This is a genomic window from Amycolatopsis sp. NPDC058986, from assembly GCF_042741125.1.
Taxonomy (GTDB): domain Bacteria; phylum Actinomycetota; class Actinomycetes; order Mycobacteriales; family Pseudonocardiaceae; genus Amycolatopsis.
This window is the reverse complement of sequence record NZ_JBHYJW010000007.1, coordinates 152,611-168,650: the sequence shown is the minus strand read 5'-3', so window position 1 is coordinate 168,650 and position 16,040 is coordinate 152,611. Positions and strand designations below refer to the sequence as shown.

Genomic DNA, 16,040 nt, shown 5'->3' with positions numbered 1-16,040 from the left:
TGCCCGCTGAGGCATGGTTACTGGCGTAGGAGAAGGAGGCCGGGTGTCCGCGACACGGCTGCTGGTGCTCGGGGTCGTGCGCATGTACGGCAAGGCACACGGCTACCAGGTGCGACGCGAGCTGTTGTCGTGGCGTGCGGACAAGTGGGGCAACGTCCAGCCGGGCTCGATTTATCACGCACTCAAGAAGATGACGGCCGAAGGCCTGCTCGAACAGGTCGCCGAGGACGCGGGCGGTTCCGGCCCCGAGCGCGTCGCCTACCGGCTGACCGAGGACGGCGAAACCGAGTTCATGGTGCGGCTGACCGAGGCGCTCGCCAGTGACGAGGCGACCGGCTACAGCATGTCCGCGGCTGTGACACTCATGCCGACACTGCCCCGCGACCGCGCGCTCGCCCTGCTCCGTCAGCAGCTGGCGAACATGGAAGCCCACCTCACCGCCACCCACTACGCCCGCGAACACGCCGTCGAGCTGGGCAAGCCGCCGCACGTCGGCGAGTTGTACCGGCTGTGGAGCGCGCACGCGGAAGCCAACGTGACGTGGATGCGCGGGCTCATCGCACGGCTCGAAGCCGGGGAGTACGTCATGGCGGGCGAAGGCGAACCCGCGTTCGGCGAGCCCGCCCGGTAATCAAGTTTGACTAGCGCACGATACGTGAGGCAGACTGCGCCATTCGGGTAGTCAAATTTGACTAGTTGCGGAAGGGGTTCTCATGATCAAGGCGCGCGGTCTCGAGCGGCGGTTCCGCCGCAAGGGCCGCAACGGCGGCGAAGTGCACGCCGTCAAGGGGGTCGACCTCGACGTCGAGGCCGGGGAGCTGGTCGGCTTCCTCGGCCCGAACGGGGCCGGAAAGACCACGACACTGCGCATGCTGACCACGCTGCTCAAGCCCAGCGCGGGCACCGCGACGGTCGGCGGCTGCGACCTGCTCACCGATCCGCTGGGGGTCCGCAAGAAGATCGGGTACGTGGCACAGGGCGGCGGGACCGCGCCCGAGGTGAAGGTCGTCGAGGAGATCGAACTGCAGGGCAGGCTGTACGGCCTGAGCAAGGCGGACGCGCTCAGCCGCGGCGCCACGCTGGCCGGGCAGCTCGACCTCGCGGGGCTCGAACAGCGGCTCACCAAGACACTGTCCGGCGGTCAGCGCCGCAGGCTCGACATCGCGCTCGGGCTCATCCACTCACCGGGGCTGGTCTTCCTCGACGAGCCGTCGACCGGGCTCGACCCGCAGAGCCGCGCGAACCTGTGGGAGCACATCCGGCGCCTGCGCGACGACCACGGCGTCACCGTCTTCCTCACCACGCACTACCTCGACGAGGCGGACGCCCTGTCGGACCGGCTGATCGTGATCGACGACGGCCGGATCGTCGCCGAGGGCACGCCGGACTCGCTCAAGGCCAGGGTGTCCGGCGACGGCGTCACGATCGAGGTCGAACCGGCGTCGGCGGCCGAAGCCGCGGAGGTCGCCGGGAAGCTCACCGGGGCACACGAGTTCGCGGTCACCGGCGGCACGATCCGCTTCCGGGTGCCGCGCGGGGACACCGCGATGCCGGAACTGTTGCGGGCACTGGATTCCCGCGACATCGCGATGGCCGCGATGCAGGTGCACCGGCCGACGCTCGACGACGTCTTCCTGACGCTGACCGGCCGCAGCCTGCGCGACGCCGAAGAGGGCACCCAGCCCGTCGAGGCGGCGAAGGAGGCGAGCCATGTTGCGTGACACCTGGCTGATCTTCCGTCGCGACATGCTCGCGGCTTTGCGGAACCCGACCTGGGTGATGATCGGGATCATGCAGCCGCTGCTGTACCTGTTCCTGTTCGGCCCGCTCATGGTCGACACGGTCAAGACGCAGGGACTCACCGAGACCGACGGCTGGATGCTCCTCACCCCGGCACTGGTCGCGCAGCTGGCGTTGTTCGGCAGTTCGTTCGTCGGTTTCGCGCTGCTGGCCGAGTTCCGCTCCGGCGTGGTCGAGCGGCTGCGGGTGACCCCGGTCAGCCGGGTGGCGCTGCTGCTGGGCAAGGTGCTGGCCAACGCGCTGCAGGCGGTGGTCCAGGCGGTGCTGATCATCGTCATCGCGTACCTGGTCTTCGACCTGAACGCGCCGATCGGCGGTGTGCTGCTCAGCCTGGTGATCGTGTTCCTGCTGGCGATCACACTCGCGTCGTGCTCGTACGCGCTGGCGTTGACGATCAGGAGCGAGGAAGCCTTCCCCGCGGTGCTCAACGCCGTGCTGATGCCGTTGCTGCTGCTGTCCGGGATCCTGCTGCCGATCATTTCGGGCAAGGCGCCGGACTGGCTGTACACGATCTCGCAGATCAACCCGTTCCGGCACGTGGTCGACGTCGAGCGGAACAGCTTCAAGGGCGACTTCTCGATGGACGCGCTGTTCACCGGCAGCGTCGTCGTGGTGGTGATGGCCGTGCTCGCCGTGTGGTGGGGCGCCCGCACCTTCCAGCGCGAAAACGCCTGATCCCCGGGCCGGTGAGCTGAAGGGGACTTTCCTCGCACAAGACGCGCTGAAGGGGACTTTCGTCGCATGTGATGCGAGGAAAGTCCCCTTCAGCAGCTCTCCCCCCAAGACTGCGCTGACACGCGACGTGCCGAAGTGTCACGTTCGGCCGTTCAGCGGTTTAGAGTGGTCTATCACCCAGCTCGGGGATTGCGGGGGCAGAGCGTGACGGAACCGGAAAGCGACCAGGGCATCACTCTCTCCCACCGGGAACAGGTGGCCGACTGGACCGCCGTTCGCGGTGGGCGGGTCCGCTTCGCCTCGGTGACGATCAGCGAGAACACCAACTGGAGCAACACCGTCGCCGAACGCAATCTGGCCGGCGCGCAGCGGGCCGGGCTGCACACCGGCGGACGGCACTACGCCCGGCCCGGCGCGGTGCACGACCAGGCCGAGCACTTCGTGCGGACGGCGAGCAGGCTCGGCGCGTTCGCCCCCGGCTCGCTCGCCCCGGCGCTGGAAGTGGCCGCCGAGAGCGTCGACGACCGGTTCGTCAAGACGTGGATCAAGCACGTCCGGCACGCCGCGAAGATCACCACGGTGCTGGTGTACGCCGACCACGACCACTGGGCGCACCGGCTGCACCCCGACCGCTGGGCCGACAGCGACGTCGTGCTGTGGCTGGCGCGGCACAACGGGATCCCCGGCCGTCCCGGCTGGTTCCACAGCAGGCTCGGCATGCACGAACACGCCTTCGGCACCGACGTGCCCGGGATCGGCTGCCCGGTCGCGCAGGACGCCGTCGTCTATCCGTTCACCCTGGCAGATCTGTTGTTGTGAGGCCGGGGCGCAGCTGCCGGACCGTTTCCCGCACGAGGACCACCAGCATCGCCAGCTCCAGCGCCGCCAGGATCCGGAAGTCCACCGGCTCGCCGCCGTCGCCCGCCCGGAACAGGAACGGGAGATAGCTGAGCAGCGAGACGAACTGGACCACGACAGGCACGAACCAGAGCCGCCGCGGCAGGTGGAAGGCGAGCAGCACGGTCAGCAGGTCGGCGAGGTAGAAGTACCGCTCGTGCATCGAGGGCAGCACGAACGGCACCAGCATCACCGACACCGAGCCGAGCAGCAGGATCCGGGTATCGGTCGGCTCCGCGCGGCTGAGCAGCACGAGCAGGCACAGCACGAGCACCAGCAGCCCGGCGAAGAGCACCGCGGGCGCCCGCATGCTGTCCATGCCCTCGGTGCCGCGGAAGAACTGCCAGATCGACGGCGCGTTCATGGTCAGCTTCGGCCAGATGTCGGTCTGCCGGACGTAGATCGTCAACAGCTTGCCGGGATCGGCGCCGAGCAACAGCGCCGGGACGTCGAGCAGCAGGTACACCGCCGGGATCGCGAGCACCGCCCGCCACGGCACCCTGCCCAGCAGCACCATGATCAGCAGCAGCGGCAGGATGAAGATCGCCTGGAGCTTGAACGCCAGCGCGAGTCCGAAGAAGACACAGGCCCAGTAAGGCATTCTGCGCAGCAGGAAGTAGACGCCGCCGAGCGCGAACGACGCGTAGATCGCGTCGCCCTGCGCCCACATCGAGCCGTTGAGCACGACGGTCGGCAGCAGGAAGACGATCAGCGCGGCGACCCCGGAAACCCACGAAGCCGTGCCGAATCTCAGCGCGGTGATCCGGTAGGCGAAGAAGGCGATGAGCAGTTCGAAACAGACGGAAACGGCCTTGATCCCGGTGAGCGGCGAGCCCGGCAGCAGCGTCACGAGCACCATGACGTAGCGGTACGGCGCGTTCTGGTCCGAGAACTCGTAGCGCAACGCCGCGAACCGGCCGTGCTCGACGACGAACTCGTACCACTGGCGGTAGTAGTAGAGGTAGTCCGTGGTCTGGTACCGGAACAACGAGATCCGGAGCACTATCGCCAGCCCGATCACCGCCGAGAGCAGCACGACCACGTACCGCTGCCGGAGCCGCTCGCGGCGGTCGTCCGGTTCCCCCGACGTCGATCGCGGCCCGGCCGATACCTCATCGGTCAGATCGGTCGACATGGCAGCCGAGGGTAGTGGCCGTTTCTGTGGATCGTCAGTGACGTCACTCCCACTGTCCTTTTGATGCGTGTTACAGCGACAATGTCGCCATGCGGCTGGTGCGACGGGTGCTCGGGACGGACATCGCGCCCGAACTTGCCCTTCCGCGGCTGGCCGCGTCCGCCGCTTCACGCGGAGTCGCGCCCCCGGCGGCGTTGTGCGGCGAGTGGTTCGGCTCACGTGCGGTCGTCGTCCCCAGCCTGAGCCTCACACCCGTTTCGGACCCCGCGGAAGCCTTCGCGATCCCGGCCCGCCTGCCCGAGATCCGTGACGCCGCACCGGGTGCCGTCGGCGGCGGCTGGTTCGGTTACCTCGGCTACGACCTCACCGATCCGTCGGGACGGTCCGGCGCGCTGCCGCCCGCGGCGTGGGGCTGGGCCGATCACGTACTGCGCTGGGACAACGACGGACAGTGCTGGCTCGAAGCGCTCGTCCCCGACGACGCGGCGGATCCGGCCGACCTTCTGTCCACTGTGGAATCCGCGCTGGCACTCGACGGGCTCACGGCCACCTGGTCGGCGGGTCCGATGAACCTTCCGCTCGCCTCGACCCACCACCACGCCGTCAAGTCGTGCGTGCACGCGATCGAAGCGGGGGAACTGTTCCAGGCCAACATCTGCTGCCGGTTCACCGGCGAGTTCAGCGGCAGCGCCCCGGCCTTGTTCGCCGAGGGCGTCCGGCGGCTGGCACCTCGCCGCGCCGCGCACCTCGCGGGTTCATGGGGTTCGATCGTGTCCTTGTCCCCCGAACTGTTTCTCGCCCGGCACGGCCGATCGGTGCGTTCGACGCCGATCAAGGGCACGCTACCTCGCCGCGGCCCGGCCGACGACGGAAACGCCCAGCGGCTCCGTGAGTCCACAAAGGACGTCGCGGAGAACGTGATGATCACCGACCTGGTCCGCAACGACCTCGGCCGGGTGTGCACGGTCGGCAGCGTGACGGTGCCGGAGCTGCTGGCCGTCCGCCCCGCGCCCGGCGTCTGGCATCTGGAGTCCACAGTGGAGGGTGAGCTGGCTGGCGGCTTGTCCGACGCCGAGCTGCTGGCGGCGACGTTCCCGCCCGGTTCGGTGACCGGCGCGCCGAAGATCCGTTCCCTTGACCTGATCGCCGAACTCGAAGCGAGCGGCCGGGGCGTCTACACCGGCGCCATCGGCTGCGCGTCGCCGATCGCCGGGCTGGAACTGAACGTCGCGATCCGGACGTTCGAAATCCACCGGGACACGATCGCGCTCGGGGTCGGCGGCGGGATCACCGCCGACTCCGACGCCGAGGCCGAATGGCAGGAATGCCTGCACAAATCGGCCCCGCTCACGCGATTGCTGGCGACCCCGCCCCGCTGAGCTACTTCGCCGGGTCGAGCAGCAACTTGCCGACCGTGCCCCGCGACCTGAGCGCTTCGTGCGCCTTGCGCGCGTCCGAAAGCGCATACTCACCACCCGGCACCGCGCGGATCTTCCCGGCCAGTGCTAGGTCGAACAGCTCGGCCAGCGCGGTGCCGAAGACGTTGCCCGGCAAGCGGAACACGTGCGGCAGCCACATCCCGGCGATCGTCGTGCTGTGGCCGAGCAGGTTGCGCAGCTCGACCGGCTTCGGCCGCTCACGCCCGGCCATACCGTAGAACGCGAGACGACCGAACGGCGCGAGCGCGGCGATGCTCTGGTCGGTGGTGCTCCCGCCGACCATGTCGAGCACGACGTCGACACGGCGGCCGTTCGCGTCGAGCAGCACCTCGGTCATGTCCGCGGCGCGGGAATCGACGGCGATGTCGGCACCGAGTTCCAATGCCAGCGCGCGTTTCTCGTCGCTGCTCGCGGTGGCGATGACCCGGCCGGCGCCCCACGCCTTGGCGAGCTGGACCGCGATCGACCCGACCCCGCCCGCCGCGGCGTGCACCACGACGGATTCGCCCGGCTCGAGATGGGCGTTCTTGCGCAGCAGCACCCACGCGGTCGCCCCCTGGACCAGCATGGACAGCGCGGTCAGATCGTCGACCCCGTCCGGCACCGGAAACGTCATCGCGTCGTCGGCGACCGCGCGCTCGGCGTACCCGCCCCCGCCGTTGAGCAACGCCACGACCCGCCGGCCGTCCGAAGTGCGCCCGACGACCTCGCCGCCGGGCACGAACGGCAGCTTGGTCGGCGCGAGATAGCTGTTCTCGGCCTGATGCGTATCGGCGAAATTGACGCCGATGCGGTCGATCTCGATCAGGGTCTGCCCCGGGCCGGGTTCCGGGTCCGGCAGGTCGACGGGGGTGAGCACCTCGGGCCCGCCGAACTCGGTGACCTGCACTGCGCGCATCTGCGTCCTCCTCGCGGTCGAGATGAGACATTCTTCCATATGTCTCATGCCGTGACGGTACGTGATAAGTTGGCCACATCGAAACCGCAGCTGTCTCCCGTCCACGGCGGCCCGATGCCGTCCGCGCCTTCACCGTCGCGCGCGAATGGTTCCTGCACGGCCGCCGCATCGACATGCGTGACCTGGCCGGAGCGCTGGACATCAGCCGCGCCACGCTGCATCGCTGGGTGGGCAGCCGCGATCAGCTCCTCGGCGAGATCCTCTGGTCACTCACCGAAGCCGTGCTCGACGCCCGCTCCCGCCACGCACACGGCCGCGGCGCCGCGGGCATCGCCGACGTCGTCGGCGCCTTCGCCCGCACGGTGAACGAATCGGCCCCCTTCCGCGACTTCCTCCGCCGCGAACCCGAGCGGGCGCTGCGGATACTCACGACGAAGGCCAGTCTCGTACAGAGCCGGACCATCGTGAAGGTGTCCGCGCTACTGGAAGCGGAGATCGCCGCGGACCGCCTCGACCCGCCGCTGCCGGTACCCGATCTGGCGTATCTGCTGGTGCGCATCGGCGAGTCCTTCATCTACACCGACATCATCACCGGCGGCACCCCCGACGCCGAAAAAGCCCGCGCCGCGGCGATGGCTCTGCTGGGCTGAGCCTGTTCGGCCCCGCAAGCGCGGGGAACACTCGACGGTGTCGAATCAGAACTCGGCGACGGGAGGATCATCCCCGCAGGGCGCGGGGATGATCCCGTTCAGAAGCGCGCTTTTGGCATCGGCGTGGGTTCATCCCCGCCGACGCGGGGAACACCGGTCGATCGTGAGCGACCGGCCGCCCTTCCGGGGGCCAGCCCCGCAGACGCGGGGAGCACGTCCCGTCGCAGTGGATCGTGATCCCGGTGCAGGGATCAGCCCCGCAGACACGGGGAGCACTGCCCGGAGAGCGGGCCGAGGATCGGCTTGTTGGGGTCATCCCCGCGTCTGCGGGGAGCACACTTGTTCACCTGCGGTTTTACACCACGCATTGCCCATTTTGCTTCACTTCGCTCCGGCCCAGCTCCTAGCGTCGCCCTCGCAGCCATGCCGCGTCCGGATCGTGCGGTGGTCATGCGCCCCAATGTGGCGTTCGCTGCGTCCAACGCACCGAACGCCACATTGGGTGCGTCCAACGCACCCAATGCCACATTGGGGCGCTCGACCGCGTCACTTCCGAGCCGCGAGCACGGCGTCGTACAGCTCCTTTTTGGACACTCCAGCAGCCTCCGCCACCTCAGCGGCCACGGCCTTCAACCGCTCCCCCGAAGCGACCCGCTCACTGACCTCCCCGACGAGATCCGCGACCGACACCGAACGCGGCTCCGCCCCCGCCAACACCACGGTGATCTCGCCACGCACCCCGTCGGCGGCCCACGCTGCCAACGACGAAAGAGACCCGCGCTTGACCTCCTCATACGTCTTCGTCAGCTCACGGCACACCGCCGCCTGCCGCTCCCCACCCAGCGCCGAAGCGGCGTCGGCCAGCGTGCTCGCCAGCCGATGCGGCGACTCGAAGAACACCACGGTCCGCTGCTCGGACTCCAAAGCCGAGAGCCACTTCGCACGCTCCCCCGGCTTACGCGGCGCGAAACCCTCGAAACAGAACCGGTCACACGGCAAACCGGACAAAGCGAGCGCGGTCGTCACCGCGGACGGGCCAGGAAGGCACGTCACCGGCAGGTCCTCCGCGACGCACGCGGCCACGAGCCGGAACCCCGGGTCCGACACGCTCGGCATCCCGGCGTCGGTCACCAGCACCACGGTCTCGCCCGACCGCAGGGACTCGACGAGCTTCGGCAGGCGCGACGTCTCGACGTCCTCGTAGAAGCTCACGACACGCCCGCGTGGTGTGACGCCGAGTGCGGCGGCCAGCGAACGCAGGCGGCGGGTGTCTTCGGCGGCGATGACGTCGGCGTCGGTCAGCGCCTCGGCCAGCCGGGGCGACGCGTCGCGCACATCCCCGAGCGGGGTGGCCGCCAGGACCAGACGACCTGCCGTCGGGGAGGAACTCATGGCCGCACCTTATAAGCCCCATGACAAGCCCCGCGAATCTCACCGATCCGCACGACGAGCGAACAGGCCCGGCCGTAGTATCAGGCCCCGTGACCGCACTGCTGACCCGTCCCGACGACGAGGGTGTGCGGCCGGGCCCGGCCGAAGCGCCCCCCTCCGACCGGGAGGCCACGCTGCTCGGCCGCGGGATGCCGGCCGACCGCCTGCGCGGCTGGGTCGTCACGCTCGTGCTCACCGTCATCGGCGCCATCGTCCGGATCCAGGATCTCGCCGGGGCCACCGACGTCGGCACCCCGGTCTTCGACGAGAAGCACTACGTCCCGCAGGCGTGGCAGATGCTGCGCAACGGTGGCTACGAGGACAACGCCGGGTACGAGCTGGTCGTCCACCCGCCGCTGGCCAAGCAGCTCATCGCGATCGGCGAATGGCTGTTCGGCTACAACGGCTGGGGCTGGCGGATCATGCCCGCGCTGGCCGGGACGCTGATCGTGCTGCTCACCGTCCGCATCGCGCGGCGGCTCACCCGCTCGACGCTGCTCGGCGGGATCGCCGGGGTGCTGGTGATCTGCGACGGCGTACTGCACCTGCAGTCGCGGATGGGCATGCTCGACATCTTCATCGCGGTGTTCGTGCTGGCCGCGTTCTCCTGTCTGCTGTGCGACCGTGACCAGGTCAGGGAGCGGCTCGCGGTCGCGGTCCGCGAGGGCTGGATCGGCGAATCCCCATGGGGCCCGAAGCTCGGGTTCCGCTGGTGGCGGTTCGCGACCGGCCTGATGATCGGCCTGACCTTCGGCGTGAAGTGGTCGGCGCTGTACTACATCGCCGCGTTCGGGCTGCTGTGTGTCGCCTTCGACGTCGCGGCGCGGCGCGCGGCGGGCGTCGAACGGCCGTGGCTGGGCACGCTCCGCCGGGACGTGCTGCCCGCGCTGTGGGCGATCCTGGTCATCCCGTTCCTGATGTACTTAGCCGCGTACTGGGCATGGTTCGCCAGCGAGACCGGCACCGACCGGCACTACACCGAGATCAAGGACATCGCCCCCGGCTTCTGGGGCTGGGTACCGCCGGCGCTGCGCTCGCTCGGCGACTACGCGATGAACGTCCTGCACTTCCACGAGACGCTGCTGACGCCGAAGAACAACCCGCATCCGTGGGAGTCCAAGCCGTGGACCTGGCCGATGGGTCTGCGGCCGATGCTCTACTACACCAACGGCAACCTGACCGGCTGCGGCGAATCGCGCTGTACCTCGATCACGATGCTCATCGGCACCCCGGCGATGTGGTGGCTGGCGCTGCCGATGCTCGGCTGGGGCCTCTGGCGCTGGTTCTTCCGCGCGGACTGGCGGTACGCCGCGGTGCTCGTCGGCTACTTCGCCGGTCTGCTGCCGTGGTTCACCAACATCGACCGGCAGATGTACTTCTTCTACGCCACACCGATGGCCCCGTTCCTGGTGCTCGGGCTGACACTCGCGCTCGGGCAGATCCTCGGCGGCGCCAAACGCGGGTTCGAACGCCGGGGCACCGGTCTGCTCGTCGTCGCCCTGTACGTCGGGCTGGTGGTGGCGAACTTCGCCTGGCTGTGGCCCATCCTGAACGGCGTCCCGATCACCAACGCGCACTGGCAGGCCGAAATGTGGCTGCCCTCCTGGCGTTAGCCGCCGCTCACCCGGCGAAGTAGGCGCCTGGCGTGACCCCGACGGCTCGCCGGAAGGCGGCGACGAACGCGCTCGCCGACGCGTAGCCGACCCGCTCGGCCACGGCCGCGAGCGGTAGTCCCGCGGCCAGCAGCGGGAGCGACGCCCGCAGCCGGACCTGCGTCCGCCAGGTCCCGAACGTCATATGGCATTCGCGGACGAAGATCCGTGCCAGGGTCCGTTCGCTCGCGCCCACCGCGCGGCCGAACTCGGCGAGTCCGCGCGGATCGGCGGGCTCCGCGGTGACCGCGGCTTGGACGTCGAGGGCACGCGGGTCCGACGGCGACGGCACCACGATCGGGACGACGTCGAGGGGTTCCAGCAGGTCGAACACCACCGCTTCGGCGCGGCGCCGCGGCTGTTCGGGCAGGTCCGGATCGGTGAGGTGGTCCAGCAGTTCGCGCAGCAACGGCCGGACCGTGACCATGCGGGGCTCCGGCCAGGTCACGGGGCACCGTGGCGGATCGGCGTAGATCCCGAGCATCACCGCGTGGCCGACCGAACCACTGCGATGCCGGACGCCCGCGGGCAGCCACAGCGCGCGGGTCGAGGGCAGGACCCAATGCGCTTCGCCGACGTTCACCGCGAGCACGCCGCGCGCCGCCCAGACGAGCTGGTGATGGCCCTCGTGCTCGTGCCACGGCGTCCACGTTCCCGCCGGGAAGTCGAACGCGCCGAGCAGCATCGCGCCGGACTGTCCGCGAAGTTGACCGTTCTGCGACATCACTTGTCAGGCTATCGCCTTCCGGCCACGATCGCGTCTGCCTACCGTCGGATCCATGCCGATGAACTTCCTGCACCGCAAGCTCTGCAGCTCCGAATTATGGGCCAAGAAGATCGACGACGTCCTGCCGGAGTTCCTGGACGGGTTCGATCTCGGCGACGACGTCCTCGAGATCGGCCCCGGCTTCGGCGCCACCACGAACGTCCTGCTGCGGCGGACCTCGTCGTTGACCGTGATCGAGGTCGACGACGCGTCGAGCCGCCTGCTCCGGGACAAGTACGGGGACCGCGCCGAGGTCGTGCACGGCAGTGGAGCCGAAATGCCGTTCGAGGACGGACGGTTCTCCGCGGTCGTGTGCTTCACGATGCTGCACCACGTGCCGACCGCCGCACTGCAGGACGCGATCTTCGCCGAGGCAGCGCGGGTGCTGCGGCCGGGCGGGCTGTTCCGCGGCACCGACAGCCAGCTCAGCTTCGCGTTCCGGCTGCTGCACATCGGCGACACGATGAACGTCGTCGACGTCGGCACCCTGCCGGAGCGGTTGCGGCGGGCCGGGTTCGCCGAGGAGCAGGTGCGGCACGTGCCCAAGGAGTACGTCGAGTTCTCCGCCGTCAGGCCCGCGGCCTGACCGTCAGCGACGCGGTGGCGGCTGCACCTGCCTCGTGCGCTGCGGCTGCCGGGGAACGAGCTGGGTGACCGGGCCGTCGGGCGACTTGCCCGCACGGGCGAGCCAGCCTTCGACCTCGCGGCGTACCGCGTTCAGCGTCGGGCGGCGGCGGGGTTCCTGGTCGAGCGACGCGCTCAGGATCCGGGTGTGCGCGCTGCGCTGGGGCAGCCGCGACACCGGTTCGGCACGCGCGGCGGCCATCAGCGCGGCCATCGGCGTCTCGCGGGTGCCGCGTGGCGGCTGTCCGGACAGCGCGTAGCTCACGGTCGCAGCCAGCTGCCACGCGTCGGACGCGGGGCTCGCGGGCGCGCCCATGGCGGTCTCCGGGGCGACGAAGTCGGGCGTGCCGATCATCATCCCGGTCGCGGTCAGCTTGGAATCACCCTGGCTGCGCGCGATCCCGAAGTCGATCAGATGGGCCAGCCCGCCGGGATCGATGATGATGTTCGACGGCTTGAGGTCGCGGTGCAGCACGCCCTTGTCGTGTGCGGCGGCCAGTGCCCCGGCCATCGTCGACCACAGCCGTCCGGCGGCGATGTCGTCGAGCGGGCCGTGGGCATCGACGACGTCGGCGAGCGCGCGGCCCTCCAGGTACTCCATCACCAGCGCGAGCCCGTCGGGCTCCTCGACCAGGTCGTACACCTTGACGCAGTTCGGGTGGTTCACCACGGCGAGCGCGCGGGCCTCCCGCTGCATCCGTTCCTCGGTGTCGCGGTCCGGCGCGTGCGCGATCTTCAGCGCGACGGTGCGGTTGAGCTGGGTGTCCACGGCCTGCCATACGGTGCCGAACCCGCCGGCGCCGAGCTGCCGGACCCGCCGGTAGCGGCTGCCGCCCGCGTTGCGCGAGCCGGGTGGCGGCGGGACCGGGCCCGGCACGGCAGCCAGCGCGGGTGGCTCCGGGGCCTGCGCGAGCGCGGTCGCCGGGTACTGCCGCGGTGGCGGCGGGACGGGCGCGGCCTGCGACGGCGGCTGGGGCGGGCGCTGCGGTTCCGGGTCGCGCTTCTCCTGCACCGACCGGTGGATGACCGACCACGGCGGCGGCCCGACCAGCGCGACCGGGATCAGCCCGAGCACGCTGAACGGCAGGAAACCGAGCCAGAAGTGGATGGCGGTGTTGGCCTCCATGGACACGCTGACCAGCACCATGACCACGAACGGGATCCAGAAGAACCGGGACGGCCACTTCGGGCCGCGCCGGAACGCCGTCCGCGCCTGCAGCATGATGAACAGCAGCGACCCGGCCGGCAGCGCGATGAGCGCGACCAGGTAGTAGACGTAGGAGATCTGCAGGCCCTGCGGGTAGAAGAGCGTCTCGTAGATGTTCTGGCCGCCGCCGAGATAGGTCTTCTGCGGGCCGATGAAGTCCGCATACGACTTGTCCATGGTGGCCAGCTCTGCCTTCGAGAGGCCGCTCTTCTCCCCGGCGTTCACCGCCCGGTAGGTCTCGGAGATGCCGACGGACAGCAGCCACGGCAGAACCAGCGTGCTGACCACGCCGATCCCCCCGAACACCGACAGCGTCACCGCGTCGTAGCGGTTGCCGGTCCCCTTGCGGACGATCGCGACGGCGAGCGCGCCGATCGCGGGCACCAGTGCGACGAGCGCGCCGGCGGTACTCGTCGCCCAGACCCAGTCACCAGGCCAGATTCCCGGCCCGAACAGGGAATGCGCGAGCGAGAGCAGTGCGCTCGCGAGTCCGCCCACCGCCTGGCTCCCCTCACCGTCTGTGTTGTCCCGTGACGTCTCTGTGCTGCCACGAGCTTGTTCCCCCGTGGTCCAGCTTAGGACGCTCACCGTTCGCACGAGGTTGCCGGGTATGTGGCACAGCCCATCCTCCGTAGTGGTCCTGTGACTCCGCTGATAGCGCCCGGCCCCGACCCCGAGGTTCACCTGAATACCGCAATCGCGACGTCGAGCGCCCGAGCCACCCTGCGTGGAGCGAGCCCTTCATCCGATGTCGGTGATTCCCCGACCGACGTGTCTCGCGGTGCGACGCGCCATCAGATGATCACATTGCGTGACGACTTTCCGTCGCCACCCGGCGGCGCGCCGTCGCACGCCGACCGCGCGCCTGGTCATCCACTGTGGACACGTCACCCTGCGCAGCACCCCGGCAAGACTTCACGGAAAACCCCGCCGCCGGCGCCCGGACGCGCGCCGCTCGTTCATGAAGCCGTCACGCTGAGCCGATCACCGGTCTGGACCAGTACGACGAAGGAGTGTTGTGCTCCACACCACATTGGTCTATACCTCTTTAACGACTCTCCTGATCCCCCCGACCGGAGGTGCTCCGTGAGGAAGCGCTTGTCCAGAGCCGTGCTGGGCGCGGCCGTCGTGAGTCTCGCGACTCTCGGCCTGCCCGCACTGGCAGGCTCGGCGACGGCCGCCGAAGCCGATCGTCACCAGGGAAACACCGAACGCAGCGTGACCGACGTCGTCCCCGCGCCCGTCGAGGCGAAGGCCGACGCCAAGGCGAGCTTCCAGCTCTCGCCGTACACCGTCATCCGCGCCGACAAGGGCGCGAACCAGGTCGCGGACTACCTCCGCGACCTTCTCCGCCCGGCCACCGGTTACCGGCTGCCGGTCGTTTCGAAGAACTGGGGTGCTCCGGCGATCTCGCTGGAGCTGGGCCACGCCGACAAGCGCGTCGGCACCGAGGGCTACCAGCTCGACGTCTCCCGCCACGGCGTCACGCTCAAGGCCAACACGGCCGACGGCCTGTTCACCGGCGTGCAGACGCTGCGTCAGCTGCTGCCGTCGGCGATCGACGCGAAGTCCGTGCAACACCGCCGCTGGACCGTCTCGGGCGGCTCGATCCTCGACTACCCGCGCTTCGGCTACCGCGGCGCGATGCTCGACGTCGCGCGGCACTTCTTCACCCCGGACCAGGTCAAGACCTACATCGACCAGATCGCCCAGTACAAGATCAACACGCTGCACCTGCACCTGGCCGACGACCAGGGCTGGCGCATCGAGATCAAGAGCTGGCCGCGGCTGGCGACCTACGGTGGCCAGACCCAGGTCGGCGGCGGCAAGGGCGGCTACTACACGCAGGAGCAGTACAAGGACCTGGTGGCCTACGCGGCCTCGCGGCACATCACCGTCGTGCCGGAGATCGACATGCCCGGACACACCAACGCGGCGCAGGCCTCCTACGCCGAGCTGAACTGTGACGGCGTCGCGCCGCCGCTGCGCACCGACATCGAGGTCGGCTACAGCTCGCTGTGCATCAACAAGGACATCACGTACAAGTTCCTCGACGATGTGCTCCGCGAGATCTCGGCGCTCACGCCGGGCAAGTACGTCAACATCGGCGGCGACGAGGCCCACGCGACCAAGCCGGAGGACTACCTGACCTTCGAGCGCAAGGTTCAGCCGATCGTGGCCAAGTACGGCAAGCTGATCACCGGCTGGCACGACATCGCGAAGTCGCAGCCGCCGACCTCGGCGATCCCGCAGTTCTGGGACACCGTCGGCACCAACGCCGACGTCGCCGCTGCCGCCGCGCGGGGTAACAAGATCCTGATGTCGCCGGCGAACAAGGCGTACCTCGACATGCAGTACAACAAGGACAGCCCGCTCGGCCTGCACTGGGCCGGGTACGTCGAGGTCAAGGACGCCTACGACTGGGATCCGGCCACGTACGTGCAGGGCGTGTCGGAACACCAGGTCGCCGGCGTCGAGGCCCCGCTGTGGTCGGAAACGCTGGTGAACAACGACAACATCGAGTACATGGCGTTCCCGCGACTCGCCGGTCACGCCGAGATCGGCTGGTCGCCGAAGTCGACGCACAACTGGGACGCCTACCGGACGCGGCTGGCCAAGCAGGGCCCGCGGTGGACCGCGCAGGGCATCGACTTCTACCGCTCCCCGCAGGTCGACTGGAAGTAGTTCCCATCCCCCGATGGTTCGTGGGGGCCTCCTTGAGGGACTCTGGCTCCCTCGGGGAGGCCCCCACGGCTTTTCTCGGCAGAGGTGGGGGGTTCGCGCTGCGGCCCTCGGATGTTGGCGCCGGCCCCCGGGTGTTCGGCCGAAAAGCCGACCACCCCGGGCGCGCCCAACCCCCCCCGGG

The 16,040-nt window shown here is 69.5% G+C and carries 14 protein-coding genes; 9 read left to right on the top strand and 5 right to left on the bottom strand.

Going from position 1 to position 16,040, the window contains the following annotated elements:
• Nucleotides 1-43 precede the first annotated feature (43 nt).
• From ACFW0G_RS09430 to ACFW0G_RS09415, 4 genes are all read left to right on the top strand, one after another.
• On the top strand, nt 44-631 hold the full coding sequence (locus tag ACFW0G_RS09430) for a PadR family transcriptional regulator (RefSeq protein ID WP_378324431.1): 588 nt from the start codon (nt 44-46) through the stop codon (nt 629-631).
• Nucleotides 632-713: 82 nt separating this feature from the next.
• Nucleotides 714-1,721, top strand: a complete 1,008-nt coding sequence (locus ACFW0G_RS09425; RefSeq protein WP_378324429.1) for an ATP-binding cassette domain-containing protein — start codon at nt 714-716, stop codon at nt 1,719-1,721.
• Nucleotides 1,711-2,475, top strand: a complete 765-nt coding sequence (locus tag ACFW0G_RS09420) for an ABC transporter permease (protein WP_378324428.1) — start codon at nt 1,711-1,713, stop codon at nt 2,473-2,475. Before ACFW0G_RS09425 ends, ACFW0G_RS09420 begins: the two co-directional genes overlap by 11 nt.
• A 204-nt stretch (nt 2,476-2,679) precedes the next feature.
• Nucleotides 2,680-3,294: a glycoside hydrolase family 25 protein gene (locus ACFW0G_RS09415; protein WP_378324427.1), complete on the top strand. Its 615-nt coding sequence runs from the start codon at nt 2,680-2,682 to the stop codon at nt 3,292-3,294.
• On the opposite strand, the gene ACFW0G_RS09410 is transcribed toward ACFW0G_RS09415, so the two are convergent.
• Nucleotides 3,269-4,507 carry a hypothetical protein gene (locus tag ACFW0G_RS09410; RefSeq protein ID WP_378324425.1) on the bottom strand — a complete coding sequence of 413 codons (1,239 nt, stop codon included), beginning with the start codon at nt 4,505-4,507 and terminating at the stop codon, nt 3,269-3,271. The two genes, ACFW0G_RS09415 and ACFW0G_RS09410, sit on opposite strands and share 26 nt — an antisense overlap.
• 89 nt (nt 4,508-4,596) lie before the next feature.
• On the opposite strand from ACFW0G_RS09410, the gene ACFW0G_RS09405 reads away from it, so the two are divergent.
• Entirely contained in the window at nt 4,597-5,886 is a 1,290-nt protein-coding gene (locus tag ACFW0G_RS09405) for an aminodeoxychorismate synthase component I (protein ID WP_378324423.1), read from the top strand.
• Nucleotide 5,887: 1 nt separating this feature from the next.
• On the opposite strand, the gene ACFW0G_RS09400 is transcribed toward ACFW0G_RS09405, so the two are convergent.
• A complete protein-coding gene (locus tag ACFW0G_RS09400; RefSeq protein WP_378324421.1) occupies nt 5,888-6,844 on the bottom strand; it encodes a zinc-binding alcohol dehydrogenase family protein in 957 nt (318 codons plus the stop codon).
• Between the two features lie 173 nt (nt 6,845-7,017).
• Here ACFW0G_RS09400 and ACFW0G_RS09395 point away from each other — a divergent pair, with 173 nt between their 5' ends.
• Nucleotides 7,018-7,494 carry a QsdR family transcriptional regulator gene (locus ACFW0G_RS09395; protein ID WP_378324420.1) on the top strand — a complete coding sequence of 159 codons (477 nt, stop codon included), beginning with the start codon at nt 7,018-7,020 and terminating at the stop codon, nt 7,492-7,494.
• Between the two features lie 546 nt (nt 7,495-8,040).
• On the opposite strand, the gene rsmI is transcribed toward ACFW0G_RS09395, so the two are convergent.
• Nucleotides 8,041-8,886: a 16S rRNA (cytidine(1402)-2'-O)-methyltransferase gene (rsmI, locus tag ACFW0G_RS09390; protein WP_378324419.1), complete on the bottom strand. Its 846-nt coding sequence runs from the start codon at nt 8,884-8,886 to the stop codon at nt 8,041-8,043.
• An 89-nt stretch (nt 8,887-8,975) separates the two neighbouring features.
• On the opposite strand from rsmI, the gene ACFW0G_RS09385 reads away from it, so the two are divergent.
• Nucleotides 8,976-10,538: a dolichyl-phosphate-mannose--protein mannosyltransferase gene (locus ACFW0G_RS09385; protein WP_378324417.1), complete on the top strand. Its 1,563-nt coding sequence runs from the start codon at nt 8,976-8,978 to the stop codon at nt 10,536-10,538.
• A 7-nt stretch (nt 10,539-10,545) separates the two neighbouring features.
• On the opposite strand, the gene ACFW0G_RS09380 is transcribed toward ACFW0G_RS09385, so the two are convergent.
• The gene (locus ACFW0G_RS09380; protein WP_378324416.1) at nt 10,546-11,301 is read right to left on the bottom strand and encodes a helix-turn-helix domain-containing protein; all 756 of its coding nucleotides are present in this window, start codon (nt 11,299-11,301) and stop codon (nt 10,546-10,548) included.
• 55 nt (nt 11,302-11,356) lie between these two features.
• Between ACFW0G_RS09380 and ACFW0G_RS09375 the strand changes: the two genes are divergently transcribed.
• Nucleotides 11,357-11,929: a class I SAM-dependent methyltransferase gene (locus ACFW0G_RS09375; RefSeq protein ID WP_378324415.1), complete on the top strand. Its 573-nt coding sequence runs from the start codon at nt 11,357-11,359 to the stop codon at nt 11,927-11,929.
• A gap of 3 nt (nt 11,930-11,932) precedes the next feature.
• On the opposite strand, the gene ACFW0G_RS09370 is transcribed toward ACFW0G_RS09375, so the two are convergent.
• The gene (locus ACFW0G_RS09370) at nt 11,933-13,672 is read right to left on the bottom strand and encodes a serine/threonine-protein kinase (RefSeq protein ID WP_378324414.1); all 1,740 of its coding nucleotides are present in this window, start codon (nt 13,670-13,672) and stop codon (nt 11,933-11,935) included.
• 588 nt (nt 13,673-14,260) lie between these two features.
• Between ACFW0G_RS09370 and ACFW0G_RS09365 the strand changes: the two genes are divergently transcribed.
• Complete coding sequence (locus ACFW0G_RS09365) at nt 14,261-15,859, top strand: beta-N-acetylhexosaminidase (protein WP_378324413.1); 1,599 nt, start codon at nt 14,261-14,263, stop codon at nt 15,857-15,859.
• Nucleotides 15,860-16,040: the final 181 nt, after the last annotated feature.

Excerpts from the sequence above, each read along its gene's own strand:
- ACFW0G_RS09400 (WP_378324421.1), bottom strand. The coding sequence starts at position 6,844 with ATGCGCGCAGTGCAGGTCACCGAGTTCGGCGGGCCCGAGGTGCTCACC.
- ACFW0G_RS09405 (WP_378324423.1), top strand. The coding sequence starts at position 4,597 with ATGCGGCTGGTGCGACGGGTGCTCGGGACGGACATCGCGCCCGAACTT.
- ACFW0G_RS09410 (WP_378324425.1), bottom strand. The coding sequence starts at position 4,507 with ATGTCGACCGATCTGACCGATGAGGTATCGGCCGGGCCGCGATCGACG.
- ACFW0G_RS09380 (WP_378324416.1), bottom strand. The coding sequence starts at position 11,301 with ATGTCGCAGAACGGTCAACTTCGCGGACAGTCCGGCGCGATGCTGCTC.
- ACFW0G_RS09420 (WP_378324428.1), top strand. The coding sequence starts at position 1,711 with ATGTTGCGTGACACCTGGCTGATCTTCCGTCGCGACATGCTCGCGGCT.
- ACFW0G_RS09425 (WP_378324429.1), top strand. The coding sequence starts at position 714 with ATGATCAAGGCGCGCGGTCTCGAGCGGCGGTTCCGCCGCAAGGGCCGC.
- ACFW0G_RS09375 (WP_378324415.1), top strand. The coding sequence starts at position 11,357 with ATGCCGATGAACTTCCTGCACCGCAAGCTCTGCAGCTCCGAATTATGG.
- ACFW0G_RS09395 (WP_378324420.1), top strand. The coding sequence starts at position 7,018 with ATGCGTGACCTGGCCGGAGCGCTGGACATCAGCCGCGCCACGCTGCAT.
- rsmI (WP_378324419.1), bottom strand. The coding sequence starts at position 8,886 with ATGAGTTCCTCCCCGACGGCAGGTCGTCTGGTCCTGGCGGCCACCCCG.